The 26047-nt window shown below is 71.7% G+C and carries 21 protein-coding genes; 7 read left to right on the top strand and 14 right to left on the bottom strand.

Annotation, left to right across the window (positions count from 1 at the left end; all coding sequences use genetic code 11):
* Positions 1–122 precede the first annotated feature (122 nt).
* A complete protein-coding gene (locus ACZ466_RS34605) occupies positions 123–4787 on the bottom strand; it encodes an ATP-dependent helicase (protein WP_378288568.1) in 4665 nt (1554 codons plus the stop codon).
* A gap of 139 nt (positions 4788–4926) precedes the next feature.
* On the opposite strand from ACZ466_RS34605, the gene ACZ466_RS34610 reads away from it, so the two are divergent.
* Positions 4927–6213, top strand: coding sequence for an alpha/beta hydrolase fold domain-containing protein (locus ACZ466_RS34610; RefSeq protein ID WP_378288570.1), 1287 nt, complete (start codon positions 4927–4929; stop codon positions 6211–6213).
* Positions 6214–6247: 34 nt separating this feature from the next.
* Entirely contained in the window at positions 6248–6442 is a 195-nt protein-coding gene (locus ACZ466_RS34615) for a DUF3046 domain-containing protein (protein WP_378288571.1), read from the top strand.
* Positions 6443–6568: 126 nt separating this feature from the next.
* Here the strand turns inward: ACZ466_RS34615 and ACZ466_RS34620 are convergent, their stop codons facing one another.
* The 4 genes from ACZ466_RS34620 to ACZ466_RS34635 all read right to left on the bottom strand — a co-directional run bounded on the left by ACZ466_RS34620 (position 6569) and on the right by ACZ466_RS34635 (position 9718).
* On the bottom strand, positions 6569–7018 hold the full coding sequence (locus ACZ466_RS34620; protein WP_378288572.1) for a DUF350 domain-containing protein: 450 nt from the start codon (positions 7016–7018) through the stop codon (positions 6569–6571).
* Positions 7019–7094: 76 nt separating this feature from the next.
* Complete coding sequence (locus ACZ466_RS34625) at positions 7095–8255, bottom strand: glutathionylspermidine synthase family protein (RefSeq protein ID WP_378288573.1); 1161 nt, start codon at positions 8253–8255, stop codon at positions 7095–7097.
* Positions 8256–8259: 4 nt separating this feature from the next.
* Positions 8260–8637: a hypothetical protein gene (locus ACZ466_RS34630; protein WP_378288574.1), complete on the bottom strand. Its 378-nt coding sequence runs from the start codon at positions 8635–8637 to the stop codon at positions 8260–8262.
* 220 nt (positions 8638–8857) lie between these two features.
* A complete protein-coding gene (locus tag ACZ466_RS34635) occupies positions 8858–9718 on the bottom strand; it encodes an ATP-grasp domain-containing protein (RefSeq protein ID WP_378288575.1) in 861 nt (286 codons plus the stop codon).
* 194 nt (positions 9719–9912) lie between these two features.
* Here ACZ466_RS34635 and recA point away from each other — a divergent pair, with 194 nt between their 5' ends.
* The 3 genes from recA to rny all read left to right on the top strand — a co-directional run bounded on the left by recA (position 9913) and on the right by rny (position 14673).
* Positions 9913–11043 carry a recombinase RecA gene (recA, locus tag ACZ466_RS34640; protein ID WP_378288577.1) on the top strand — a complete coding sequence of 377 codons (1131 nt, stop codon included), beginning with the start codon at positions 9913–9915 and terminating at the stop codon, positions 11041–11043.
* 832 nt (positions 11044–11875) lie between these two features.
* On the top strand, positions 11876–12487 hold the full coding sequence (locus ACZ466_RS34645; protein ID WP_378288579.1) for a regulatory protein RecX: 612 nt from the start codon (positions 11876–11878) through the stop codon (positions 12485–12487).
* 620 nt (positions 12488–13107) lie between these two features.
* Complete coding sequence (gene rny / locus ACZ466_RS34650) at positions 13108–14673, top strand: ribonuclease Y (protein ID WP_378288581.1); 1566 nt, start codon at positions 13108–13110, stop codon at positions 14671–14673.
* A gap of 18 nt (positions 14674–14691) precedes the next feature.
* Here the strand turns inward: rny and ACZ466_RS34655 are convergent, their stop codons facing one another.
* The 8 genes from ACZ466_RS34655 to ACZ466_RS34690 form a co-directional block, all read right to left on the bottom strand.
* Positions 14692–15213: a hypothetical protein gene (locus ACZ466_RS34655; RefSeq protein WP_378288583.1), complete on the bottom strand. Its 522-nt coding sequence runs from the start codon at positions 15211–15213 to the stop codon at positions 14692–14694.
* Positions 15210–15425 carry a helix-turn-helix domain-containing protein gene (locus ACZ466_RS34660; RefSeq protein WP_378288585.1) on the bottom strand — a complete coding sequence of 72 codons (216 nt, stop codon included), beginning with the start codon at positions 15423–15425 and terminating at the stop codon, positions 15210–15212. Before ACZ466_RS34660 ends, ACZ466_RS34655 begins: the two co-directional genes overlap by 4 nt.
* A 50-nt stretch (positions 15426–15475) precedes the next feature.
* Positions 15476–16378 carry an alpha/beta hydrolase family protein gene (locus tag ACZ466_RS34665; RefSeq protein WP_464041797.1) on the bottom strand — a complete coding sequence of 301 codons (903 nt, stop codon included), beginning with the start codon at positions 16376–16378 and terminating at the stop codon, positions 15476–15478.
* Between the two features lie 1289 nt (positions 16379–17667).
* The gene (locus ACZ466_RS34670; protein WP_378288608.1) at positions 17668–18717 is read right to left on the bottom strand and encodes an NAD(P)-binding domain-containing protein; all 1050 of its coding nucleotides are present in this window, start codon (positions 18715–18717) and stop codon (positions 17668–17670) included.
* Between the two features lie 164 nt (positions 18718–18881).
* Positions 18882–19874, bottom strand: coding sequence for an amino acid ABC transporter permease (locus ACZ466_RS34675; protein ID WP_378288589.1), 993 nt, complete (start codon positions 19872–19874; stop codon positions 18882–18884).
* Positions 19871–20572: an amino acid ABC transporter permease gene (locus tag ACZ466_RS34680; RefSeq protein ID WP_378288591.1), complete on the bottom strand. Its 702-nt coding sequence runs from the start codon at positions 20570–20572 to the stop codon at positions 19871–19873. Before ACZ466_RS34680 ends, ACZ466_RS34675 begins: the two co-directional genes overlap by 4 nt.
* Positions 20573–20661: 89 nt before the next feature.
* Positions 20662–21531: a glutamate ABC transporter substrate-binding protein gene (locus ACZ466_RS34685; protein WP_378288593.1), complete on the bottom strand. Its 870-nt coding sequence runs from the start codon at positions 21529–21531 to the stop codon at positions 20662–20664.
* Positions 21532–21715: 184 nt separating this feature from the next.
* The gene (locus ACZ466_RS34690) at positions 21716–22438 is read right to left on the bottom strand and encodes an amino acid ABC transporter ATP-binding protein (RefSeq protein WP_378288610.1); all 723 of its coding nucleotides are present in this window, start codon (positions 22436–22438) and stop codon (positions 21716–21718) included.
* A 654-nt stretch (positions 22439–23092) separates the two neighbouring features.
* Here ACZ466_RS34690 and miaB point away from each other — a divergent pair.
* Together miaB and ACZ466_RS34700 are read left to right on the top strand one after the other, a co-directional pair.
* Positions 23093–24673 carry a tRNA (N6-isopentenyl adenosine(37)-C2)-methylthiotransferase MiaB gene (gene miaB, locus ACZ466_RS34695; RefSeq protein WP_378288596.1) on the top strand — a complete coding sequence of 527 codons (1581 nt, stop codon included), beginning with the start codon at positions 23093–23095 and terminating at the stop codon, positions 24671–24673.
* Between the two features lie 10 nt (positions 24674–24683).
* On the top strand, positions 24684–25592 hold the full coding sequence (locus ACZ466_RS34700; protein ID WP_378288598.1) for a class III extradiol dioxygenase subunit B-like domain-containing protein: 909 nt from the start codon (positions 24684–24686) through the stop codon (positions 25590–25592).
* 135 nt (positions 25593–25727) lie between these two features.
* Here the strand turns inward: ACZ466_RS34700 and ACZ466_RS34705 are convergent, their stop codons facing one another.
* Entirely contained in the window at positions 25728–25964 is a 237-nt protein-coding gene (locus tag ACZ466_RS34705; RefSeq protein ID WP_378288600.1) for an antitoxin, read from the bottom strand.
* Positions 25965–26047: the final 83 nt, after the last annotated feature.

Here is a 26047-nt window from a genome sequence, read left to right on the forward strand (position 1 = left end):
TTACCTGGCCGGTGGTGCGACGCCGGAGGCGAGCGTCACCGGCCAGATCGCGAAGCGATGCCGCGCTCGCCAAAGGCCCGGTCAGGGGCGAGCCTCCAGGCGAGCCCCGTAGGCCGGGCCTATTACACAGCTCGTAGGCGGAGGCCCCTGGGGGTGGGGTGGAAACCTGCGGCTTCCAGGGCGGACGCCAAGGGGGAATTGTTGATCGACTCGCCGTCGGCGCGTTCGACGGTGAGACGGCCCAGCGCCCCCTCCCGGACGGCCAGGGCGAGGGCGTCCACCGCCGGCTGGAGGGCGTCGGGGTCGTCGTCCCAGGTGAGGAGCGTGCGGCCGCCGCGCTCGACGTACAGGGCCAGACCGCCCTCGACCAGTACGACCAGCGCCCCGGCCTTGCGGCCGGGCTTGTGGCCGCTGGCGACCTCGTCATCGCGTTCGGGCCAGGGGAGCGCAGCCCCGTACGGATTGGCCGGGTCGGCCGCGGCCAGGACGAGGGCGCGGCGCTCGTTGCCGCCGGGCAGCGGAGTCTCCCACGGGTCGGCCGGGGGAGCGGGCTGCGAGGGACGCAGCGCACGCAGCCGGTCGACCGCCCCGGGCAGGGCGAACTGGGCCGCCCCCAGGCCCTCGACGAAATAGCCGCGCCGGCAGCGCCCGCTCTCCTCGAACGCGCGCAGCACCGGATACACGGCCGCGAACCCCCCGGGCGTGCGTTCGGCCGCCACGGCGCCCCTGATGACGATGCCGTAGCGGTCGAGGAGGGCCTCCGCCAGCGCGTGCGAGCGCAGCGTCGCCCGGGTCTCGCGTTCGGGGAGCAGCCACCAGCGCCCCGCGACCGTCGGCGGCCCCGTGCGGGACGGCAGAACGGGGCGTCCGCGCCGGGTCGTCCTGGAACGGTGCGTCGGACGCCCCGCCCCCAGCGCGGAACGCATCGGAGCCAGGGTGTCGTTGGTGAGGCGGCCCGCCCAGACCAGATCCCACACGGCGGTGACCAGGTCCTGGTCGTTGACCGTCACCTCGGCGTTGACGCGGTCGGAGAGCATCCGGAAGAACAGCGCCCCGCCGTCGGAGAGCGCGTCCAGCACCGCCTGGTGCACGGGCGTGAGGGTGATGTCGGCGGGCTCCGGCATGAGCAGCGGCGCGGTCTCGGCCAGGTAGAGCGAGACCCAGCCGTCCCCGCCCGGCAGGCCGCCCTGCCCCGCCCAGACGACCTCGCCCGCCGAGGTCAGCTCGTCGAGCATGGCCGGGGAGTAGCCCGGGACGCGGGCCGGGAGGATGAGCGATTCCAGCGCCGACGCGGGCACCGCCGAACCCTGGAGCTGCTCGACGGCCTGGACGAGGGCGTCGATGCCGCGCAGCCGGGAACCGCCGGCGATGCCGTGCCACACGGGCAGGAACCGGCCCAGCGCCTCGGGCGGGGACGGCTCCACCTCCGCGCGCAGGCGGGCCAGGGAACGGCGCCGCAGCGTCCTCAGCACGCCCGTGTCGCACCACTCGCTGGTCAGCGGGCCGGAGACCGCCGCGACGGGCAGGAACTCGCCCTCCACGACGCGTCCCGCCGCCGACAGCCGCCGCAGGGTCTCGACCACCACGGCCGGGCCCAGGCCGAAGCGCGCGGCGGCGGCGACGGCGCGGAAGGGCCCGTGCGTGCGGGCGTAACGGGAGATCAGGTCGCCCAGCGGATCATCGACCGGTTCCAGGAACGCCTCGGGGATGCCCACCGGGAGCGGCGCCCCGAGCGCGTCGCGCAGGCGCCCGGCGTCCTCGACGGCGGCCCAGTGCTCCCGGCCCGCGATCCGTACCCGGATGGCGCGCCGGGTCGCCTCGAGGTCCGACAGCCACAGCGACACGGTCGCGGTCGCATCGACCGGGGCCTCGCCCGTCGACTCGGCGAGAGTGCCGGAGCCCGCGGGCGTTTCGGGGGCCGTCGTGGTGCGTTCGGTCACTTCGGCCGTGGTGAGGGGGCCGAGGCCGCGCAGCAGGTCGGCGACGCCCTCCAGCCCCCGGGCGCGGCGGTCTCCGGCGAGGCGTTGCAGCTCGCGCTCGGTGTCGGCCACCACCTCGGGGTCGAGCAGCTCGCGCAGGTCGGCCTGGCCCAGCAGCTCGGACAGGAGGGCGGAATCCAGGGCGAGCGCCTGGGCGCGGCGCTCGGCCAGGGGCGAATCGCCCTCGTACATGAACGCGCCCACATAGTGGAACAGCAGAGAGCGCGCATAGGGCGAGGGCTCGGGCGTCTCCACCTCGACCAGCCGGACCTTGCGGCCCGACAGGTCGCGCATGAGCCCCACCAGCCCCGGAACGTCGAACACGTCCTGAAGGCACTCGCGCATCGTCTCCAGGACGATCGGGAACGAGGGGTACTTGCTCGCCACCGCCAGCAGCTGGGCCGCGCGCTGGCGCTGCTGCCACAGCGGCATGCGCTTGTCGGGACGGCGGCGCGGCAGCAGCAGGGAACGCGCCGCGCACTCCCGGAAACGGGCCGCGAACAGCGCCGACCCGCCCAGCTCGTCCACCACGATGCGCTCGATGTCGTCGGGGTCGAACACCGCCAGGTCGAGGTTGGGTGGCTCGTCCATGTCGGGGATGCGGATGACGATGCCGTCGTCGGCGTGCATCGCCTGGGCGTCCACCCCGTAGCGCTCGCGGAGGCGGCCCGCGATGGCCAGGGCCCAGGGCGCGTGCAGGCGCGCCCCCAGAGGGGAGTGCACGACCATGCGCCAGTCGCCCAGCTCGTCGCGGAACCGCTCCACCACCAGGGTGCGGTCGTCCGGGACATGGCCGGTGGCCTCGCGCTGCTCACCGAGATAGGAGACCAGGTTGGCGGCGGCCCACTCGTCCAGGCCCGCCGCGATGACGCGTTCGCGGGCGACCTCGGCCGTGAGCCCGGCGAGCTCCCGGGTGAACGCCCCCAGCGCACGCCCCAGCTCGGCCGGACGCCCCAGGGTGTCGCCGTGCCAGAACGGCAGCTTGCCCGGCTGGCCGGGGGCGGGCGACACCAGCACCCGGTCGGGCGTGATGTCCTCGATCCGCCACGAGCTCGCGCCCAGGACGAACACGTCGCCCACGCGCGACTCGTACACCATCTCCTCGTCCAGCTCGCCGACGCGGGACGCCTTCTCGCCCACCAGGAAGACCCCGAACAGGCCCCGGTCGGGAATGGTGCCGCCGCTGGTGACGGCCAGCCGCTGCGCGCCGGGACGGTCGCGCAGCACCCCGGTCACGCGGTCCCACACCAGGCGGGGCCGCAGCTCGCCGAACTCGTCGCTCGGGTAGCGCCCGGCGAGCATGTCCAGGGTCGCCTCCAGCGCCGAGCGGGGGAGGGTGGCGTAGGGGGCGGCCCGCTTCACCACCGACTCCAGGTCGTCCACCGTCCACTCGTCCATCGCGACCATCGCGACGATCTGCTGCGCCAGGACGTCGAGCGGGTTGCGCGGGTAGCGCATCTCCTCGATCTCGCCGCCGCGCATGCGCTCGGCCACCACCGTGGTCTGGACGAGGTCGCCCCGGTACTTGGGGAAGATGACGCCCTTGGAGACCGCGCCCACCTGGTGGCCCGCCCGCCCCACGCGCTGCAGGCCGTTGGCCACCGACGGCGGCGACTCCACCTGGACGACGAGGTCGACCGCGCCCATGTCGATGCCCAGCTCCAGGCTGGAGGTGGCGACGACCGCGGGAAGACGGCCCTGCTTGAGGGAATCCTCGATCCCGGCCCGCTCCTCCTTGGACACCGAGCCGTGATGCGCGCGCGCTATCTCGACGGGCGCGCCCTTGGCCGCACCCGCCTGGGCCATGGTCTCGGCCGGTGCGTGATCCTCCGGCAGGGGGCCCGCACTGCGTTCGTAGGCCAGTTCGTTGAGGCGGCCGCACAACCGCTCGGCCAGGCGGCGCGAGTTCGCGAAGACGAGCGTGGAGCGGTGCGCCTCGATCAGGTCGAGCAGCCGGTCCTCCACATGGGGCCAGATGCTGCGCTGCCTGGGGTCGGCCGTGCCCGCGTCGTCGACGAACCGGCCCCCGGGGGTCTCCGGGGGTTGTCCCCCTTGGATGAACACAGCTCCCATGTCCTCCACGGGGACGACGATGTCGAGGTCGAAGACCTTGTCCGACGGCGGCTGCACCGCGGTGGCCGGGCGGGCGCCGCCGAGGAAGGCCGCGATCTCCTCCACCGGCCGCACCGTCGCCGACAGGCCGATGCGCTGGGCGGGCCGGTCGAGCAGGGCGTCCAGCCGCTCCAGGGACAGCGCCAGATGCGCGCCGCGCTTGGTGCCCGCGACGGCGTGCACCTCGTCGACGATCACCGTCTCCACCCCGCGCAGCGACTCGCGCGCCTGCGAGGTCAGGATCAGGAACAGCGATTCGGGGGTGGTGATCAGGATGTCCGGCGGCCTGGTCGCCAGCCTGCGGCGCTCGTCGGCGGGGGTGTCGCCGGAGCGGATCCCGACCCGCACGTCGGGCTCGGGCAGGCCGAGCCTGCGGGCGGCGTGGCGGATACCGGTCAGCGGGGCGCGCAGGTTGCGCTCGACGTCGACGGCCAGGGCCTTGAGCGGGGAGACGTACAGCACACGGCAGCGCCGCTTGGGATCGGCGCTCGCGGCCTCGTGCGCGGCGAGGCGGTCGAGCGACCACAGGAACGCCGCCAGCGTCTTGCCGGACCCGGTCGGCGCGACGACGAGGGTGTTGTCGCCGCCGGAGATGGACTCCCACGCGCCGGCCTGCGCCGCCGTGGGCGCGGCGAACGCCCCCGTGAACCACGCGCGCGTGGCCGGGGAGAAGCGTTCGAGCACGTCAACCGTCATGTCCCCATCCTGCATCCTGCCTCTGACAGAACGCGCCGGGGTGGCCCGCATCACATTGTGAACGAATGCTTGTTCGGTCATCCTGAGGGGCGGTCGCCGCGGTCGCCGTCCCCCAGGACGACCTCAAGGAGCCGAGCCCATGCCGTACGTCCTTCTCGCAGTCGGCGTGGCCGCCGTGCTGCTCACGCTGAACGCCCACTTCCCCCGCCGTCACCCGTGGCTGCTGGTGCCGGGCTTCTTCGCCGGATGGCTCAGCATCGAACTGGCGCCCCACCTCCTCGTGGCCGAGGTCGCGGGCATGGGCTCGGCGGTCGCGTTCGGGGGACTGGAGGGCTGGCCCGGATGGGCGGGCCTCGCCCTGGGAGCGGCCGGTGCCGCGGGGACGATCGCGGCCATGGCCGCCTCGCGCCGTACCGTCGTCACCCTTGAGGAGTGCGGCGTTCCCCTGGATCTGGACCCCGAACGGGCACCCCGCTACCCGGTGAGTCACCTCATCGTGCCCCCGCTGTGCCTCATCCCGCGCAGAGGCGTCAAGGTCCAGCGCAACATCGTCTTCCACGAGCAGGAGCGCCTGCGCCTGAAACTGGACGTCTACACCCCCGCCGGCGAGAACACGGCCAAGGGACTGCGCCCCGGCCTCATGGAGATCCACGGTGGCGCCTGGGTCATCGGGGACAAGCGCGAGCAGGGGCTCGCCCTGCTCAACCACATGGCCGTCCAGGGGTGGGTGGGGTTCAACGTCAACTACCGGCTCAGTCCCAAGGCCACCTGGCCCGAGCACCTGGTCGACCTGAAGTGCTTCCTCAAGTGGTACCGGCAGCACGCCGCCGAGTACGGGGCCGACCCCGGCTTCCTCTGCGTCACCGGTGGCTCCGCCGGGGGCCACCTCACGGCCATGGTCGCGCTCACGGCCAACGTTCCCGAGTTCCAGCCGGGCTTCGAGGACGTCGACACCAGCGTCCAGGGCGCAGTCCCCTTCTACGGGGTGTACGACCTCGTCCAGCCCGGGCCCTGGCCCGTTCCCATGGGGGCGACCGCCCTCATGCAGCGGATGGTGGTGAAGAGGCCCTTCCACGAGGAACCGGAGGCCTACGCCAAGGCATCCCCCGTGAACTACCTCCGGGAGGACGCGCCCCCGTTCCTCGTGATCCACGGCAGTCACGACTCGCTCATCCCGGTGGCCGAGGCCCGCCGCTTCGTGGAGCGCCTGCGCGAGACGTCCGCGTCACCGGTCGTCTACGCCGAGATGCAGGGCGGCCAGCACGGGTTCGACGTCTTCCCCTCGTACCGCACCGCCCGCGTCGTCGAGGGCGTGGAGCGCTACCTGACCGGCCTGCACCGCCAGTACCGCGAGGGGACGCACCCGAGCGTCCACCCCGGCGAGCACCCCGCCGTTCCTGGGGAGATCACCGAATCCCTTGAATGACGGCCCTCGGCGGTGGGTCGGATAGCGTTGGCGTGTGCGGCTCACAGTGTTCTGGGATCGGATGAGGCAGCAGTTCGGCGAGAGCTACGCCGAGAGCGTGGCCAAGGACCACGTCCTGGCAGAACTCGGCGGCCGCACCATCGAGCAGGCACTGGCCGACGGAGAACCCGCCAAGAAGGTCTGGCACGCGGTCGTCGCCACGTTCGACGTCCCCCAGCACCTCCACTGAGGCGCGGCAGGCCGTGCCCTTCTTCCGCCGGACATGACGAGGGGCGGTCGCGGCCGGGGCCGCGACCGCCCCCGGAAACTCTCCTCTGCGAACGCGGCGGCCGACGGCCCGCCGCGGGGGCGCCGGTCAGTAGACCGCGACGGCGGTGACGAAGCCGATCATGAGGTTGGCGACGGCGAGGAGGACGGCGGCGGGTTCGAGCTTGTCCTCGGCGTCGTCGGCCAGTTCCTTGATGCTGATCCCGACGAGGCGGTCGAAGACCAGGGTGGCGATGGTCATGGCGACGATGCCGACCGCGCCGAACACCAGGGTCCGGGTGAGGCCCTCCAGCAGGTCCCCGCCCGAGGCGAAGATCGAGACGGCCACGATGAGGCCGACGCCGACGGTCGAGGCGCAGGCCAGCAGGGTGGCGTTGGGGTTGCGGTGCGTGCGGATCACCGTGATCAGCCGGCCCGGGGTGGCCAGGTCGGTCATGTAGAAACCGACCACGAACAGCACCAGGCCGACCGCGGCGTAGGCGAGCAGCGCTCCCGTCCCGTCCAGCAGGATCTGGCCGAGACTCTCGTCGGTGTTCATGGATCTCCTTAGCGGAACGCGCGTCCGCTGCGGTTGAAGGGGGTTGTCGGACGCCTTGCAGGGGGGAACGGACGTCTTACAGGGGGATGCGGTGCGGGACGAAGGAGGAGGTGTCGTCGGTGATGAGCCCGGAGGTCTCGCGGATGCCCAGCCCCGCGGACTCGTCGTGGACGACCCAGGCGCCCAGGACCGGGTGCTCGCCGTCGAAATCGGGCAGCGCGCAGAACTCCTGGAAGACGAAGCCCTCCTTGCCGTAGTCGCCCTGGGTGCGCTGCTCGCTGCCGTCGGGGGTCACGATCCGCATGCTGGCGCCCTCCCGCCCCAGCAGCGGCTTCTGGACGTAGGCCGTCAGGTCCGAAGGCGTGTTGAGATAGGTGGGAAGCAGATTGGGATGCCCCGGGAACAACTCCCACAGCAGCACCAGCAGCGCCTTGTTCGACAGCACCATCTTCCAGATCGGCTCGATCCACCCGGTGGGCGTGCCCGGGATGTTGCGGCCGAACGGCTCGTTGACGATCCATTCCCACGGGTAGAGCTTGCAGAGGGTGCGGATCTCCTTCTCGTCGAGATCCACGAAACGCTCCCGCGCGGAATCCCACCCGATGTCCTCCATGGCGATCGCCAGCCCCGGCAGGCCCGCCTCATCGGCGGTCTCCTGCATGTAGGCGATCGTCATGACCTCTTCGGCGGTCTCGTCACCGTGGGTCCAGGCGAAGTGGACGGGGCCGTCGTCCCCCAGTCCCGAGGCGATCCCCTTCCAGCGGGCGACCAGGCGCTCGTGGATGGAATTCCACTGGTCGTCCTTGGGAAAGACCTCCTGGAGCCAGAACCACTGGACGATCGCGCTCTCCACCAGCGACGTCGGAGTGTCGGCGTTGTACTCCAGCAGCTTGGCCGGGCCCTCGCCGCCGTAGCTGAGGTCGAACCGGCCGTACAGATGCGGATCGCCCCGCCGCCACGACTCCTCGATGAGCGGCGCGACCCACTCGGGAATGCCCAGCACGTGATACCGGCCGGTGGTCACCACGTGCTCCACCACCTGCAGGCACATCCCGTGGAGTTCCTCCACGACCTCCTCGAGCGCGAGGACCTCGTCCATCTCGAAGACGTAGTGCACCGACTCGTCCCAGTACGGGCGGGGCAGGTGCGCCGGATGCGCCGTCCGGTGGTAGGCCAGGCCATGGCTCTCGACCTTCTCGGCCCAGTCGTCGCGCGGGGCGGAACGCGCTCGCCGCACGGTCTCAGCTCCCGCTCTTGCCGCCGCCGCCGAAGCCGCCGCGGCTCAGCGTCGTCCCGCTCTTCGTCTTGATCTTGCCCTTGCTGGGGCCGGCCGAACTGCCGCCCGACACGTAGCCGTCGTTGCTGCGCTTGCCGCCGTAGTACCAGAAGTAGCGGCCGTAGGAGACCGTCCCCCGCTGGACGTCACGGCTGTCACAGAAGTAGTCCGAAACGACGCGGTAGCCGCCCTTGGTCTTGCCGACCGCGGGGGCGTAGCGGTCCACACACCAGGCCGTCGTGGTCTTGGAGCCGCAGGCGGCCACGGTCAGCGACAGCGCGCTGACCATCCCGATCTTCACGGCGCGGGAGCTGAGCCGGCGCTTCTGTTCCTGTGGGGGCAAGGCGAACACGTCCTTCGAAAACGAGGCGACTGGCAACCGGTCGGTTCCACAGGGCGGGGCCCGTCCGCCCTTACGGAATGGGAACTCTCGGTTGCGAGGCCATAGCTTAGGGGTGGTCCATCCTCGGACGGAAGGGACACGCCTCCCGTTCCCGCCGGGACCAAAAAAGCCGCTTATCGGCACCCGAACAAGACCTGTTCCGGGCTTGCGCGCGGCGTGCTCAGTCGGGCACCGGAAGGTGGGCGTACAGGTCCATGGGGTCCACCGTGGAGGGCAGGTCGCTGACCTGGCCGTCGCCCACCTCCACCACGCGCCATTCACCGTCCTCCCGGCGCGCCAGGTCGGTCGTGATGAAACGGCAGCCCAGCGTGCGCACCGCCGGGGCCACCGAATCCAGGCGCGGATCGGGTTCCAGCTCGGGGCTGTCGGGGTGGGGCCCCACAAGGGCGGGCTCACCGTCCACCCACCACACGCGCGCCTCGCCCTCACCGTCGTAGGGCTCGTACTCCCGGACGACCACGCCGCCCGCGAGGAACTCGTCCTGCAACGCGAGCATCTTGGCCACGACCCCGCGCAACAGGGCGAGGTTCTTCACGTCCGGAACGAAGCAGGCCTCGTTCCATTCGTGCTTGCGCGACTTCACGTAGTCCTTGACGATCCCCGCGCCGCCCCGGAGCGGACGTACGAGCTCGCCCAGATCACCCGGGTCCTCGCCGGGGGAGAGGGGACGCCACACGCTCTGCGGCGTCAGTCCCGCGAACGTGTCGTGCCAGCCGGGCAGTTCATGCGCCCGCTGGTAATCGTCCGGGTGCGTGAGCAGCAGCGTGCCGCGCCTTTTCAGGGCTCCCGCCATCGCCGCGTACTCGGCGCTGGTGAGCATCCAGCCCCGGTACCAGACCGGCCCGAGATCGCCCGGGACGGCCCGCAGGGCCGCGTCCACGTCGCCCTGCCGCAGCGCGTCGTGGTCGATCAGGGCGATCTCGCCGTAATGATCCCGCACGGCGGCGGCCTCGCGGGCGAAGTGGGGGTCAACGCGCCGGGGGCGGAGCGGATCGACGCAGAAGATGACGGTCAGCGTCATGATGGAACCCTCCGTGGACGGCGCCAGCGTACGGGGTCTCGAGTGTCGCGTGCACGGAGATTCCCGGGCAAATCCGCGGGCACGACCATGATCGAACGGATGTTCGGTAAAGTCGTGGGGTCGGCAACTGTCGGTGGCGCCCCGTAACGTCGCCTCCGACACCGCAACGACAGACGAAAAAGGGGCGACACCTCATGGCAGCGAACGACCGGGAGAAGGCTCTCGAGACCGCACTGGCCCAGATCGAGCGGCAGTTCGGCAAGGGCTCGGTCATGCGGATGGGCGAGGAGGCGCGGGCACCGGTCGAGGTGATCCCCACCGGTTCCATCTCGCTCGACATCGCGCTCGGCATCGGCGGCCTGCCGCGCGGCCGCGTGGTCGAGGTCTACGGGCCCGAGGGCTCCGGCAAGACCTCCATCGCGCTGCACGCGGTGGCCAGCGTCCAGAAGAAGGGCGGCATCGCGGCGTTCGTCGACGCCGAGCACGCGCTCGACCCCGAGTACGCCGCCAAGCTCGGCGTCGACATCGACGCCCTGCTGGTCTCCCAGCCCGACACCGGCGAGCAGGCGCTCGAGATCACCGACATGCTGATCCGCTCCGGCGCGATCGACATCGTCGTCATCGACTCCGTGGCGGCGCTGGTGCCGCGCGCCGAGATCGAGGGCGAGATGGGCGACAGCCACGTGGGCCTCCAGGCCCGGCTGATGTCGCAGGCGCTGCGCAAGCTCACCGGCGCGATCAACCAGACCCGCACCACCGCCGTCTTCATCAACCAGCTCCGCGAGAAGGTCGGCGTGATGTTCGGCTCCCCGGAGACCACCACCGGCGGCCGCGCGCTGAAGTTCTACGCCTCCGTCCGGCTGGACGTGCGCCGCATCGAGACCCTCAAGGACGGCACCGAGGCGGTCGGCAACCGGGTCCGCGTCAAGGTCGTCAAGAACAAGATGGCCCCGCCCTTCCGCGTCGCCGACTTCGACCTGCTCTACGGCCAGGGCATCTCCCGCGAGGGCGGGCTGATCGACCTCGGCGTGGAGCACGGCTTCGTCCGCAAGTCCGGCGCCTGGTACACCTACGACGGCGACCAGCTCGGCCAGGGCAAGGAGAACGCCCGCAACTTCCTCAAGGCCAACCCCGACATGGCCGACGAGATCGAGAAGAAGATCAAGGAGAAGCTCGGCGTCGGGCCCAAGCTCGACAAGGAGGCCGAGCCGGCCCCCGCGGCCGGTACCCCGGCTCCCGCGGCGGCGCCCGCGGCCACCACCCGTGCCGCCTCGACCTCGGCCGCCTCGCGCAAGAGCAAGACCCCCAAGCCGGGCGACTCCTGAGCGAAGGGTGGGGAATGATCTCGTACGCAGGGCGGCGGCGCCCTATCCCGCACCGGCCGTCCGGTGACCGGACCTTCCCCGATGGTGCCGCCGCTCCGGGCTCTGGGCCCCGCCTCAGGGCCCTGGGCGGCCGCCCGTGACACGGCACGACGACGATCCCCCGGCCTCCCGCAACCCCTGGTCGACCGACGACGAGGACGAGCCCGTACGGGAGGAACCCCTCCCCTGGGAGGCCGATCAGGGGCCACCCCCGGCCAACCCCTTCGTCACCGAGTGGTCCAGCAACGCCTGGACCGGCGCCCCGTCGACCGTGCCCAAACCCGAGCCGAAGCCCGCACCCAGCCCGACACCCTGGTCACCAAACGAGCCCCCCGGCAATCCATGGCTCACCGACCAGAAACGCGCCCCCAAGCCTCAGCCCGGCGCACCCGACCTCCACAAAGCAGAAGAAGGCGTAAGCGAGGCCACGAGCCCCGTCCGCCGTCCGGACCGTCCGGCTGCCCGCCGGAAGTCCCCCGGCGAGAGACCGGCCGACCAGAAACGCGCCCCCAGCCCCGAGCCTCCGGGGCCTTCGCAGCCCGGCGCACCCGATCCCAACGGTTCGGTGGAGCCGGGGGACGAGGGGAGTGAGGCGGCGGGTTCTGTTCGTCGTCCTGGTCGTTCGGCGGCGCGGCGAGGGCTTGAGAGCCAGGAGGTCCCTCGTGATGATGCGGTGGGCGGTCTCACGCGGCAGGCATCGGGTGACTCTTCGGGCGAGGAGTCGCATGCTCCGCGGAAGGCTTCACCCGGCGGGTCCGGAGAAAGGGGCTCGCGGCAGAAGCGTCGCCGGCGCGTGGAAGGTGGCGGCGGCGTTGAGGGGGCGTCGGACGGCGAGGGGGAGCGGGCCGACGCGTCCAGCGGGAGGCGGAGGGCGCGGGGCAAGGCTGAGGGCGGTTCGGGGGACCCGGAGAAGTGGGCGCGGGAGGTTTGCCTGCGGGCTCTGGAGCGGGGGCCGCGGACTCGGGCGCAGCTGGCCGAGGCGTTGCGGCGCAAGGAGGTTCCCGACGAGGTCGCCGAACGGGTGCTGGGGCGGTTCACCGAGGTCGGTCTGATCGACGACGAGGCGTTCGCGCAGTCGTGGGTGCAGTCGCGGCATAACGGCCGGGGGCTGGCCCGGCGGGCGCTGGCGGCCGAGCTGCGGCGGCGGGGCGTGGCCGAGGAGACCGTCAACGACGCGGTGGAGACCCTCGACGCCGAGCAGGAGGAGGAGACCGCGCGGCGGCTGATCGCGCGGAAGGCGGCCGCGACGCGGGGCGTGGAGCCGGGCAAGCGGATGCGGCGGCTGGTCGGCGTGCTGGCGCGGAAGGGGTACCCGCCCGGGACGGCGTACCGGGTCGTGCGGGAGGTCCTCGACGAGGAGGGCGCGGACGTCGAGGAGCCGCCGGAGGGCGCGGAGTTCGACTGACGTTCCTCGGGACGGTGACGGCGGGGCGACACGCCGGGGAATGACCGGGGCGCCTGACGCGGGGCCGCGGCGGACCTGACTGTGTTCTGGCAGGTCACGGGCTTGGGGGCAGCGGTAAGCATTTCCTCACGCGACCGCTCGGTTAGTCCGGAATGCCCAAGGTTTGCTTGCTCATTACCTCCATGCCGCTTACCGTTACGGCAGTGAGGAGTTACTCCGCGCACCGCGGATTGCCATACGACCGAGCACGTTCGCACAGCTGAGAGGCATAGAGGACAGACGTTCGGCCGACCTCGGAGGAGGGGGCCGGTATCGCCGGGTGCGGTTCGCCGCCGCCCGGGGGTTGCGGCGTACCCACCACCGGGCATGCGGCAGGCGGCACCGGGCGAAAGTCCGGGGCGCTGCGGCACAGTGCCCGATCACCGGGCATGCGGCAGGCGGCACCGGGCGAGAGTCCGGGGCGCTGCGGCACGGTGCCCGATCACCGGGCGGCGGGTGCCGCCGTGCGGGCGTCGGCACTGTGGCCGGGCGTGCGGCGGTTCGCCGGGACGCGGGTAAATCCTCGCAGAGCAGGGCCCCGATCTCCGGCGGGGCCCGCGGGCGAGGAAGAGGTCTGCCTCATGGAGAGCGTCCTGCTGGGTGCCGCGCTACTGGTGACCCTGGTCGCTCTCGTGATCGTGGTGCTGCGGCGGCCCGGCGGGCCCGACAAGGGCGAACTCGACCAGGCGCACCAGGACGCCGACGAGATCAGGGCCGAGGCCCGCTCGCAGGCCCAGGAGATCCTCGCCAAGGCCGAGGAGCAGGCCCAGCGGATCGGCAGCACGGCGCGCGGCGAGCTGGAGGAGGAGGCCCGCGGCGTCCGGGAGGACCTGCGGACCCTGCGCGAGGACCTGGAGCGCAGGGAGACCCGCCTCGCCGAGCGCGAGCAGCGCCTGGACGGTGAGGTCCGGCGCCTGGAGGAGTGGTCCGGCCGGCTGGCCGAGACCAAGCGGTCGCTGGAGGGCCGCCGCCAGGAGCTCGGCGAGCTGGAGGAGGAGCGCCGCCAGGTCCTCGAACGCGCCGCCGGGCTCACCACGGAAGAGGCCAAGAACGAGCTGGTCGTCGCGCTGGAGAACCAGGCCAAGCGGGAGGCCATCCCGATCACCAGGGAGATCGAGAACTCGGCCCGGGCCGAGGGCGAGAAGCGCGCCCGCAAGATCGTGACGCTGGCGATCCAGCGGGTCGCCAGCGAGCAGACCGCCGAGTCGGTGGTGTCGGTGCTGCACCTGCCCGGCGACGAGATGAAGGGCCGGATCATCGGCCGCGAGGGCCGCAACATCCGCGCGTTCGAGTCCACCACCGGCGTCAACCTGATCATTGATGACACGCCCGAGGCGGTGCTGCTCAGCTGCTTCGACCCGGTCCGCCGGGAGGTCGGCCGGCTCACCCTGGAGAAGCTGGTCCTGGACGGCCGGATCCACCCGCAGCGGATCGAGGAGATCTACGAGCGCAGCAAGAGCGACGTCGAGCAGCTGTGCGTGCGGGCCGGCGAGGACGCCCTGGTCGAGCTGGGCATCACCGAGATGCATCCGGAGCTGATCACACTGCTCGGCCAGCTGCGGTACCGCACGTCGTACGGGCAGAACGTGCTCAAGCACCTGATCGAGTCGGCGCACCTGGCCGGGATCATGGCGTCCGAGCTGCGGCTGCCGGTCGAGCAGGCCAAGCGGTGCACGCTGCTGCACGACGTCGGCAAGGCGCTCACCCACGAGGTGGAGGGCAGCCACGCGCTGATCGGCGCGGAGATCGCCCGCCGGTACGGGGAGCACGACGACGTCGTCCACGCCATCGAGGCGCACCACAACGAGGTCGAGGTCCGCACCGTCGAGGCGGTGCTCACGCAGGCCGCCGACGCCATCAGCGGCAGCCGCCCGGGCGCGCGCCGCGAGTCGCTGGAGGCCTACGTCAAGCGGCTGGAGCGGCTGGAGGAGATCGCCCGCGAGAAGCACGAGGGCGTGGAGAAGGTCTTCGCCATGCAGGCCGGGCGGGAGATCCGCGTCATGGTGAAGCCCGACGCGGTCGACGACATCCAGGCGCAGGTGATCGCCCGCGACATCGCCAAGCAGGTCGAGAGCGAGCTCACCTACCCCGGGCAGATCCGGGTCACGGTCGTCCGCGAGTCCCGCGCCATCGAGTTCGCCCGCTGAGGCCCCGCCGGGTGGTGGTCAGGCGGCTTTCAGGGTGGTCCACAGGCGGTGGAGGTCGATCCTCTGGCGGCGCAGGATGCGGACGGCGTCGTTGGAGGCGTCGGCCAGCAGTCCCCAGAGGAGGTCCTCCCTGGTGGCCGAGGGGAGGCCCCGGCGGCGTGCGGACCAGAGGGCGACTTCCAGGGTCTTGCGGCCAGCCTCGTTGAACGTGGCGCGCGTTCCGGGGCCCGTCAGGGTTACGCGCAGGGGCAGCAGGGGGGAGCGCCGCAGGCGCCACAGGGACGGGTCGTCCAGGCGCAGGGACGTGGCCTCGTAGGCGCGGTGGTGCACGTCGTCCAGGTCGATGCCCAGAGTCGCGAGCAGGGCGCGGCCTGAGTCCTTGGGAAGGGCGTCGGGGCTGAGTTCCACGCCGGCCACGGGGCCGCCCTGGGCGAGGGCGCGGAGCAGGGGGCCGGTGCCGAGGATGGGGCCCTCGGCCGACATGGCCGCTCGGATGAGGGTGTCGCCAGCGGAGGGGCTGAAGTCGTCCAGTGTCATCATGCGAGCCGCCTCGCGTGCTTCTTGTGGACGGACTGGCGCCGTACGCCCAGGCAGGAGGCGATGGCCTGCCAGGACCATCCGTTGGCGCGTGCGTTGCCGACGTGGAGGGCCTCGAGTTCGTCCGTGAGCCGGCGCAGGGCGGCCACGGCGGCGAGGCCGGTGGCGGGGTCGCGGCTGTCCGCGGCCTCCGCGAGTTCCGTCATCGTGGTCATGCTGTCAGCCTAGGCTGACAATCGCGCTTTGTCAGCCCAGGCTGACACCGTCACCCGACGGTCAGGTCGATCGGGTCCACCCCGCGCGGCTGGAAGCCCAGCGTCTGCCCGTAGAAGGCGAGCTCGGCCTCCAGGGAGGCGACGACCGTCTCGGCGCGCCGGAACCCGTGGCTCTCGCCCTCGAACGTCATGTACGCGTACGGGGTCTTCTTGGCCGCCAGCGCCACCGCGAAGCGCTCCGACTGGTCCGGGGGGACGACCGGGTCGTCCAGGCCCTGCAGGAGCAGGACGGGGCACGCCGTACGGTCCGCGCTGTTGAGGGGGGAGCGCTCCTCGTAGGCGCGCTCGAAGCCGGGCAGCGGGCCGATCAGGCCGAAGAGATACCGCGACTCGAAGTCGTGCGTGGCCTCGGCGAAGCTCTGCAGGTCGCTGATGCCGAAGTAGGACGTCGCCGCCTTGAACACGTCGGTCTGGGTGATGGCGGCCAGGGTCGTCCAGCCTCCGGCGCTGCCGCCCCGGATGGCCAGGCGCTCCGGGTCGGCGATGCCGCCGTCCACGAGCGCCTTGGCCGCGGCCACGGCGTCCTCGACGTCCACCACGCCCCACTGGCGGCGCAGGCGTTCGCGGTAGGCGCGGCCGTAACCGGTGGAGCCGCCGTAGTTGACGTCGATGACGCCGATGCCGCGGCTGGTGAAGTAGGCCCGTTCGAGGTTGAGCACGCTCGACACGCGGCTGGTGGGCCCGCCGTGGACGAACACGACGTACGGGGGCAGTTCCTTCTCCTGCCCCGTGTACTCGGGGTTGGACGGCGGGTACACGAGGGCGTGGACCGGGCGGCCGAAGGGGCCTTCGAGCTGTTCCGCGCGCGCCTTGGGCAGGTACGCGACGTCCGGGAGCTCGGCCAGTTCGCGCCGCAGGCCCTCCACCCGTCCCGTCGTCGTGTCGATGCGCACCACCGACTGCGGGACGGTCGCGCCCCCCCGCGATGCCGACGATGGTGGACCCGTGCGCGGACACGCAGAGCTGCCAGTTGTCGTAGGGCACCTCCAGGTCGGTCAGCTCCAGGGTCTCGGGGTCGTAGACGCCGAGCCTCTGGTCGCCCTCCCCGTGCAGCACCGCGAGGCGGCCGTCCTCCAGCAGCGCGTAGGGCATGCCGCCCAGCTGCCAGAGGGGCCCCGCGAACTCCTCCTCGGCGGGGTACAGCGCCTGGGGCGACTCGCCGTGCAGACCGACCTGGTAGATGTTCCACCAGCCGGGCCAGTCCGACATGACGTAGAGCGACTCGTCGTCACGCCAGAGGGGGGCCAGCGCCGACTCGGTGAGACCGCCCTTGACGGTGCGGGGCGCGACGGTCTGGCCGTCCTCCAGGGCCGCCACACGGATCTCGGTGCCGTCCCAGGGCATCCGGGGGTGGTTCCACTGGACCCACGCGAGGTGCCCGCCGCTGGGGGAGGGGGCCGGGTTGGCGTAGAAGTCGGCGCCGGTGACCAGCTCCCTGATGGCGGAGGCGTCCGCGGCCGCGCTGCCGTCCAGGGGAACGGCGACGATGGCGCGGCGGATGCCGTCGGGGGTGTGCCCCTCGCACACGCACCACACCTCCAGGCCGTCAGGGGAAACGATGTAGTCGGCGTACCGCAGCCCCCCGGGAATGGCGGGCTCAGGGGTGAGTGGACGCGGCTTGGGGTCACCGGGGTCAAGGCGGTGCAGCCGCTGGTCCTCGTAGTTCGAGAACACGATCGCATGCCCCTCGGCGGTACGGACGGGCAGGTAGGACCGCCCCCCGTACTCGTGCACGCGGGTACGGGCGTCCCAAGGGGCCTGCAGAAGCTCGGTACGGTGCCCGCCCTGAAGATGGATGACCGTGGTCCGGCCGCCTTCCTCCGGACGGGTCTCCTGCCACCACACGTCGCTGTTGTGCACGAGGGGGAAACTGAGGCGCAGCCGGGCGCGGGCGACGTCGGCGGCGGAAATGGGAGAGGGCCAGGAGCCGTAGGGAAGGGTCGCACGAGCGGTCATATGCGAATCGTCCCGCATACAGGGATCCCTTGGGGCCATGACGGGGCAGTTGACCTCGGAAAGATACAACCCGTTCACAAGGGGCGGGCCCGAGCATGTGGCGACGATGGCACGGCGGTACCGAAAACGGACATCGTACGGGGCCTGAACACCCTCTGACGAGGCGGGTCAGGAGCCGGCGGGCGTTTCCGGGGGTCCGGGCGCTCCCAGGACCCCGGGCGGGCGGTCAGGAGGCGGCGCGGAGGGGCTCCAGCAGGGCCCTGAGGTCGCGCACGGCGGCGCGGGCGGCGCGCCCGGCGCCGATGGTGCTGGCGGACGGCCCGTACCCGAGCAGGTGGATCCGCGGGTCACCGGCCACACGCGTGCCGTCCATGACGATCCCGCCGCCCGGGGCGCGCAGCCGCAGCGGCGCCAGATGGTCGAGGGCGGCGCGGAAACCGGTCGCCCACAGGATCGCGTCCGCCTCGACCTCCGTCCCGTCGGCCCAGGCCACGCCGGTCGGCGTGACGCGCTCGAACATCGGCAGGCGGCGCAGCACGCCGCTCTCCCGGGCCGCCCGCACCTCCGGCGTCAGGACGAGCCCGGTGGCGCCGACCACGCTGCCCGGCGGCAGGCCGCGCCGGACGCGGTCCTCGACGCGCGCCACGGCCTGACGTCCCCGCTCCTGGTCGAACGGCCCCTCGACCCATACCGGGGGCCGACGCGTCACCCACGTCGTCTCAGCGGCCCGCTCAGCGATTTCCGTGAGGGCCTGCACGGCCGAGGCCCCGCCGCCGACGACCACGACGCGCCGCCCGGCGAACTCGTCCGGCCCCCGGTAGCCGGAGGTGTGGAGCTGCCGCCCGCGGAACGACCCGAGCCCCGGGTAGTACGGCCAGAACGGCCGGTCCCAGGTGCCGGTCGCGTTGATCAGGCCCCTGGCCGCGTACAGGCCCTCGGACGTCTCCACCAGCAGGCGCCCACCGGGCGTACCCCCGAGGACGGCCGTGACGTCGACGGGGCGATGCACGTCCAGGGCGAACTCGCGTTCGTAGCGTGCGAAGTACTCCGAGACGACCTCGGACGCGGGACGGGTCGCGTCGCGCTCGCCCAACGGCATCCCCGGCAGATCGTGAATACCGTGCGCCGCGCCGAGGGTCAGCGTGGGCCACCGGTACTGCCAAGCCCCTCCGGCATGCGGAGAGTGGTCGAACATGACGGCGTCCAGGCCCGCCCTGCGCAGGAAGTACCCCGCCGACAGACCGGCCTGCCCGGCCCCGATGACGGCCACGTCCACGGCCGTGGCCCCGTCCACGCCAACGTCCACCACGGCCCCGTCAACGTCCACCACGGCCCCGTCCACGTCCACCACGTCCACGTCCAGCACGTCACGCAGAACATGGGGAGGGGCCGCCGGATTCCCGGCGGCCCCTCCCGATGGCCCGTACCTGACGACTCCGCTCAGGTCGACGGAGTCTGTCCCGCGACCGACATGCCGGGAGCGGGCGGAGCACCGGTCCCGGTGCCCAGCGTCTTGGCGGACGTCTTGCGGCTGCGCCGGCTGCGCGACTCCAGCCGGTTCGCCACCGAGCTCAGCGCCATGTTGATCGCGATGTAGATGACCGCGACCACGATGCCCGCCTGGATGACGTTGTTCTCGTAGTTGGCCGGCACCTGCTTGAACCCCGCCTGCAGCAGCTCGCCGTAGGCGATGATGAAGCCCAGCGCGGTGTCCTTGAGCAGCACGACCAGCTGGCTGACGATCGCGGGCATCATGACCGTGATCGCCTGCGGGAGCAGCACCAGCCGCATCACGCCGTTCTTGCGCAGGCCGATCGAGTACGCGGCCTCCGACTGCCCCCTGGGGATGGAGTTCACGCCGGCCCGGACGACCTCGGCGAGCACCGAGCCGTTGTAGAGCACCAGGCCGAACACCACCGCGGCGAACGCGGGCACCGTGATCACACCGGCGTTGATCTCCACGCCGAAGACGCCGCCGAAGGTGTCGACCAGGACCCGCTGGAAGGTGCCGAACGGCGACTCGGCGATCACCGGGCTGATCTTGTTCGGCACGAAGAACGCCAGGAAGATCAGGATCAGCAGCGGGATGGCCCGGAAGAACTCCACCACCGCCCCGGCCGGCACCCGGATCCACGCGTGGTCCGACAGCCTGGCCAGCCCGAAGACCACGCCGAACAGGATGGCCAGCACCGAGGCCAGCGCCGCCGCCTTCAGCGTGTTCCACAGGCCCGGCAGGATCAGGTTGGCCCACACGTTGCCGTCCAGGAACGGCTTCCACAGCCGCCAGGCGAACTGGCCCTGGTCGTTCAGCCGCAGCGCCGCCGCCGTGACGACGGCGATCACCAGGAGCGCGGAGGCCGCCGTCAGGATGTTGTTGCGCCTGCGCGCCGCCGGTCCGGGGGCGTCGAACAGGACGTTGGCTTCCTTGCTCATCGCGCCACCGCCGTCCGCTTGGCCAGCCAGCCGAAGAAGAATCCGGTCGGCAGGGTCAGGATCATGAAGCCCACCGCGACGCCGATGAACAGGGGCAGCGCCCCGCTCTGGAACGTCGGGTCGTCCATGAACTGCTTCATGATGACCGCTGTCTCGGCGTAGCCGGCGGCCGCCGCCACCGTGGTGTTCTTGATCATGGCGATCAGGACGCTGCCCAGTGGTGCGATCACCGCCCGGAACGCCTGCGGCAGGATGATCATGCGGAGGGACTGGGTGAAGGTCAGCCCGATCGAGCGCGCCGCCTCGGCCTGGCCCAGCGGCACCGTGTTGATGCCCGAGCGCAGGGCCTCGCAGACGAACGCCCCGGTGTACCCCGACAGGCCCAGCACGGCCCACCAGTAGTAGTTGGTGCCGGAGTCGTCGGAGAAGACCAGGCGCAGGGTGTCGCTGAGCCCCAGGCTGCACATCAGCAGGACGAGGGTGAGCGGGGTGTTGCGCAGGACGTTGACGTAGGCGGTGCCCACCATCCGCAGCACCGGCACGGGCGACACCCTGAACGTCACCAGGATCACGCCGATGATGAGCGAGAGGATGGCCGCCGCGACGGACAGCCGGATGGTCGCCCAGAAGCCTTCGAGGATCGTGTCGATGTTGTCGAAGAACGGGCCGAAGTCAAACAGATCGAGTAGCTGTTCCATGGCGTTCCAGCGGGTCGGGCCATACCGGCACGCCCCCCGGATCGGGTCTTCCGGGGAGCGGGCCGGGACGGCGGAGCCTCAGCCTGGGATCAGGCGCAGCCCTCGAACTGCGGGACGGTGGTCTTGGTCTTGAGGCCGGTGCCCGCGAAGTGCTTGCTCAGCAGCTGGGCGGCGGTGCCGTCCTGGTACATCTTCGTGACGGCCTTGTTGACGGCCTCGCAGGTCTCGGTGTCGCCCTTCTTGATGCCGATGCCGTACTTCTCGTCGCTGATGGGCGAGTTGATGACCTTGAACTTGCCCTTCTGCTGGTTGGCGAAGCCGGCCAGGATCAGGTCGTCGGTGCTGACGGCGTCCAGCGCGCCGGTGCCCAGCTTGGCGGTGCACTCGGAGTAGCTGGAGGCGTCCACCAGGTTCACGCCGGAGATGGCGAGCTTGCCGTCCGGCGGGCCCTCGGTGACGCGGCGGAAGGAGTTGGAGCCGGCCGCCTTGCACAGCTTCTTGCCCTTGAGGTCCTCGGGCTTCTTGATGCTGTTGTCGTCCGCCCGGACCATGGTGTCCTGCGCCGCGACGTAGTACGGGCCGCCGAAGGTGATCTGCTTCTTGCGGGCGTCGGTGATCGAGTACGTGGCGATCACCAGGTCGACCTGCCCGCCGCCCAGGAACGACTCGCGGTTCTCCGAGCGGGCCTCCTTGAAGGTGACCCCGCCCTCGGGCACGCCCAGCTCCTTGGCGACGTACTTGGCCACGTCGACGTCGAAGCCCTCGTAGGAGCCGTCGGGCTTCTTCAGGCCCAGCGCCGGCTGGTCGAACTTGATGCCGACGGTGATCTTCTTGGTGTCCTTGGCCTTCTGGGCGACCGTCTTGGCCTCGGTCTTCTCGGTGTCGCTGCCACAGGCGGTCAGGGCCATCGCCAGCGCGGTCGCCGCGCCGATGACGGCGCCGAAACGACGTACTCGCATTGCTCGTTCTCCCTCTGCTTTCTGCCGGCTGCTTCTGCCGGAGCCGCGCCTCGGCCGGTGGGCCGGGGCCGCGCGGGGCTCGGTGTGCGGGGCGGGTGCGCCCGGTCTCTCATCGGCGATCGCTCGTCGCTCGCCGCTCTCGCTCGCGGCTCGTTCTTCTCGAGTGCGCTCGTGGTCGGAGGCCCTAGTGCGTGAGGATCTTGGACAGGAAGTCCTTGGCACGGTCGGTGCGGGCGTTGGTGAAGAACTCGTCCGGGGTGTTCTCCTCGACGATCTGCCCGTCGGCCATGAACACGACTTTCTGCGCGGCGCGGCGGGCGAAGCCCATCTCGTGGGTGACCACGATCATGGTCATGCCGTCCCGGGCCAGGCCCGTCATGACGTCCAGCACCTCGTTGACCATCTCCGGGTCCAGCGCCGAGGTCGGCTCGTCGAACAGCATGACCTTGGGCTTCATCGCCAGGGACCGGGCGATGGCGGCGCGCTGCTGCTGGCCGCCCGACAGCTGGGCGGGGTACTTCTGGGCCTGGTTGGCGATTCCGACCCGGTCGAGCAGCTCCAAGGCGTGCTTCTCGGCCTCCTGCTTGCCCGACTTGCGGACCTTGACGGGGCCGAGGGTGACGTTGTCGAGGATCGTCTTGTGGGCGAACAGGTTGAACGACTGGAACACCATGCCCACGTCGGCGCGCAGCTTGGCCAGCTCCCGGCCCTCCTTGGGGAGCTCCTTGCCGTCCACCTTGATGCTGCCGTCGTCGATCGGCTCGAGCCGGTTGATCGACCGGCACAGGGTCGACTTGCCGCCGCCCGACGGGCCGATGACCACCACCACCTCGCCGCGGTCGACGGTGAGGTTGATGTCCTTCAACACGTGCAGGTCGCCGAAGTGCTTGTTGACGTGCTCGACCACCACGAGGGGCGCTCCCTTGGCGCCGTCGTCCCTGGGCCCGCCGCCCTTGGTGAGCTCGGGCCCGCCTCCGCTGTCCGTCATGGAGCCGGACTTTACGTCATCGTTCTCGACCGTCGACTCTCGGCGCGGTACCGATCCGATCACGAATCCCCACGTCGGCGGCACGATCGGAGAATTCGGACAGCCGGAGCCCGGGTTCCCTGCCGGCCGGACGACAGTGGTGAAAGCGACATACCCGGTTAAGTACTCGTTAATGCGTGCAGAACGGCCCTGGTAGGCGGTGCGAACGCTTTCCGGGGCGGGCTCGCGCGGCGGCGTCCAGGGAGGGGCGAAACCGGCCTGGACGGGCGCTGCGAAGGCCGCCGCGGAGGCCGCCGCGGAGGCCGCCGGCGTTGGCGCGACGGGCCGCGGCGTGCCTGGCAGAGGCGCCGTCCGGGGGCGGCTCGGTCGCCTTAACGTGACCCAGAAGTGATCCCCTGGTTACCGAACCCGTCCCGCCGGACCGGCCGGGGGCCGTGCGCGGCGCCGCCCGGCGGCCCTCGGAGGCACTCGGACGGCGCTAGGACAGCGTTTGGACGTTGCCCCGCCGTTTGCTCCGATGGCGGTCAACGCGTACATCCGGGGGTGCCATGACGCGTACCCTTGGTGACTGTCATGAGTGTGCCTATGGAGACAGGCGCCCGCACGTACGAAATCCGTACCTACGGGTGCCAGATGAACGTCCACGACTCCGAGCGGCTGTCCGGCCTCCTGGAGGACGCGGGGTATGTCCGAGCCGGGGACGCCGAGCCCGACGTCGTCGTCTTCAACACCTGCGCGGTCCGGGAGAACGCCGACAACCGGCTGTACGGCAACCTCGGCCACCTGCGGCCGGTCAAGGACGGCCATCCGGGCATGCAGATCGCGGTCGGCGGCTGCCTGGCGCAGAAGGACCGGGACGCCATCGTCAAGCGCGCGCCCTGGGTGGACGTGGTCTTCGGCACGCACAACATCGGGTCGCTGCCCGCGCTGCTGGAGCGCGCCCGGATCCAGGACGAGGCCCAGGTCGAGATCGAAGAGTCCCTGGTGACCTTCCCCTCGACGCTGCCGACCCGGCGCGAGTCGCCGTACGCCGCCTGGGTGTCGATCTCCGTGGGCTGCAACAACACCTGCACGTTCTGCATCGTCCCGTCGCTGCGCGGCAAGGAGCGGGACCGCCGGCCGGGCGAGATCCTGGCCGAGGTGGAGGCGCTGGTCGCCGACGGGGTCCTGGAGATCACGCTGCTCGGCCAGAACGTCAACGCCTACGGGTCCGGGTTCGGCGCGCTGGCGACCGCGCCCGAGGAGGTGCGGGCGATGACGGACGGCGGCCAGTCCGCCTTCGCCGGCCTGCTGCGCGCCTGCGGTGACGTGGAGGGGCTGGAGCGGGTGCGCTTCACCTCCCCGCACCCCAAGGACTTCACCGACGACGTGATCGCCGCCATGGCCGGGACGCCGAACGTCATGCCGTCGCTGCACATGCCCCTGCAGTCGGGCGCCGACCCGGTGCTCCGGGCGATGCGGCGCTCGTACCGGCAGGAGCGCTTCCTCGGCATCATCGACAAGGTGCGCGCCGCCATCCCGGACGCCGCCATCACCACCGACATCATCGTGGGCTTCCCCGGGGAGACCGAGGAGGACTTCGAGCAGACCCTGCACGTGGTGCGGGAGGCGCGGTTCTCCGGCGCGTTCACCTTCCAGTACTCCAAGCGTCCTGGCACCCCCGCGGCCACGATGGACGGCCAGGTGCCCAAGGAGGTCGTGCAGGAGCGGTACGAGCGGCTCGTCGCCCTCCAGGAGGAGATCTCCTGGGAGGAGAACAAGAAGCAGCTCGGGCGCAAGCTGGAAGTGCTGGTCGCCGAGGGGGAGGGGCGCAAGGACGGCGCGACGCGGCGCCTGTCCGGGCGCGCGCGGGACAACCGCCTGGTCCACTTCCGAGCCCCCGACGAGCCCGTACGGCCGGGGGACATGGTCACGGTCGAGGTTACCTACGCGGCCCCGCACCACCTGGTCGCCGACAAGCCGGTCGAGGGCGTCCGCCGTACGAGGGCGGGCGACGCCTGGGAGGCCCGGCAGGGGGCCGGCGGCGGTGCCAAGGGGGTGGCGCTGGGAATGCCGGGCATCGGCCGCCCGGCGGCGCCCGCGCCCGGCTCCGCTCCGGCGGCCACGGCCACGGCCACGGCGTCGGCGGCCTCCGGCTGCTCCGCGTGCCCGTAGGGCGCCGGCCATGCTGATCTACGCGGCGGTGTGCCCGCACCCGCCCCTGCTGGTGCCGGAGCTGGCCGGGGAGGCGGCGGGCGAGCTGGACGCCCTGCGCGCGGCGTGCGCGACGGCGGTGTCGCGGCTCGGTGAGGCCGTCGCCTCCGCTACCGAGATCGTGGTGGTCGGGGGCGGCCCCGCGACGCGTTCCTACGGACCGGACGCCGCCGCGACGCTGCGTCCTTACGGATTGGTCAGTCCCGGCCTTAACGGGGAACCCGAAAACGGGCTTGCGGACACCGGAGAACGGTCCGATCCGGATTCCGGAAAGACCCTAATCGGAGCCGAGGTTCTGCCCCTGTCGCTCACGATCGGCCGCTGGCTGCTGCGCGATCTTCTGCGCGGCCTCCGGGACGGCCCTCCCCACGAGGTGACGGTCCGGTTCCAGGCCGTGGCGTACGACGCGGCCCCCGGCGAATGCCTGAGCCTGGGCCGGCAGCTCGCCGGGCCGGAGGGCCGCCGGGTCGCGCTCCTGGTGATGGGGGACGGATCGGCCTGCCTGACCGAGAAGGCCCCCGGCTACCTGGACCCGCGCGCCGAGCCGTACGACACCGCCGTGGCCGGGGCATTTGAACGCGCCGACACCGCAGCCCTGGCCGACCTCGACCCTGGGCTGTCCCACGAACTTCAAGCGGCGGGCCGCGCGGCCTGGCAGGTCCTCGCAGGCGCGGCCTCGCCCAGAACGAGCGCGGCGACAGCGCCCGCGGCCACAGCAAGCCCGGCCGCCGCCTCCACGGCGGGTCCGGCGCGCCCACCCGCGGCAGGCGGTATGGCCGACCGCGGCGGAGCGCCGTTCGATGCGGAGTTGCTGGCTTACGAGGCGCCCTACGGCGTGGGTTACTTCGTGGCCACCTGGGACGGGCGCCCGCGGCCGTGACCCCGCCACGCAACGAGCGTCCACGCGCGTCCGCGCCGTCCTGGGAGCGAACCGGGCCGCCCACCCAGGGCTCGGCCCTGAGCAGGAGCCGGTGTCAGGTGCGCGTCCTCAGCGCCCTCAGGTTCAGGTTCGGGTTCAGGTGCCCGGGGTCCCCTCTCCAGGCCGTTCACCCGGCTGCTGCCCGCCCTGCGGGGCGTCCCCCTGGCCGCTGCGGTCGATGTAGTCGCCCGCCTTCTGCTGGGCCTGGTCGATCTTGTCGGTGTGCTTGCCGCCGGTCTTCTGGTCGAGCACGTCACCGCCCTTCTCCATGCCCTTCTTGGCCTTGTCCCCGTGCTGGCCGAGCATTTCCTTCATCTTGTCGACGATGGACATCTGGATTCCCCCCGAATCTTTCGTCCCATGGCACCGTGCGGAACCCGCCCGGCGCCCCTACCCCCGCATTCCTACCCATTCCG

This window comes from Actinomadura rugatobispora (assembly GCF_055379765.1).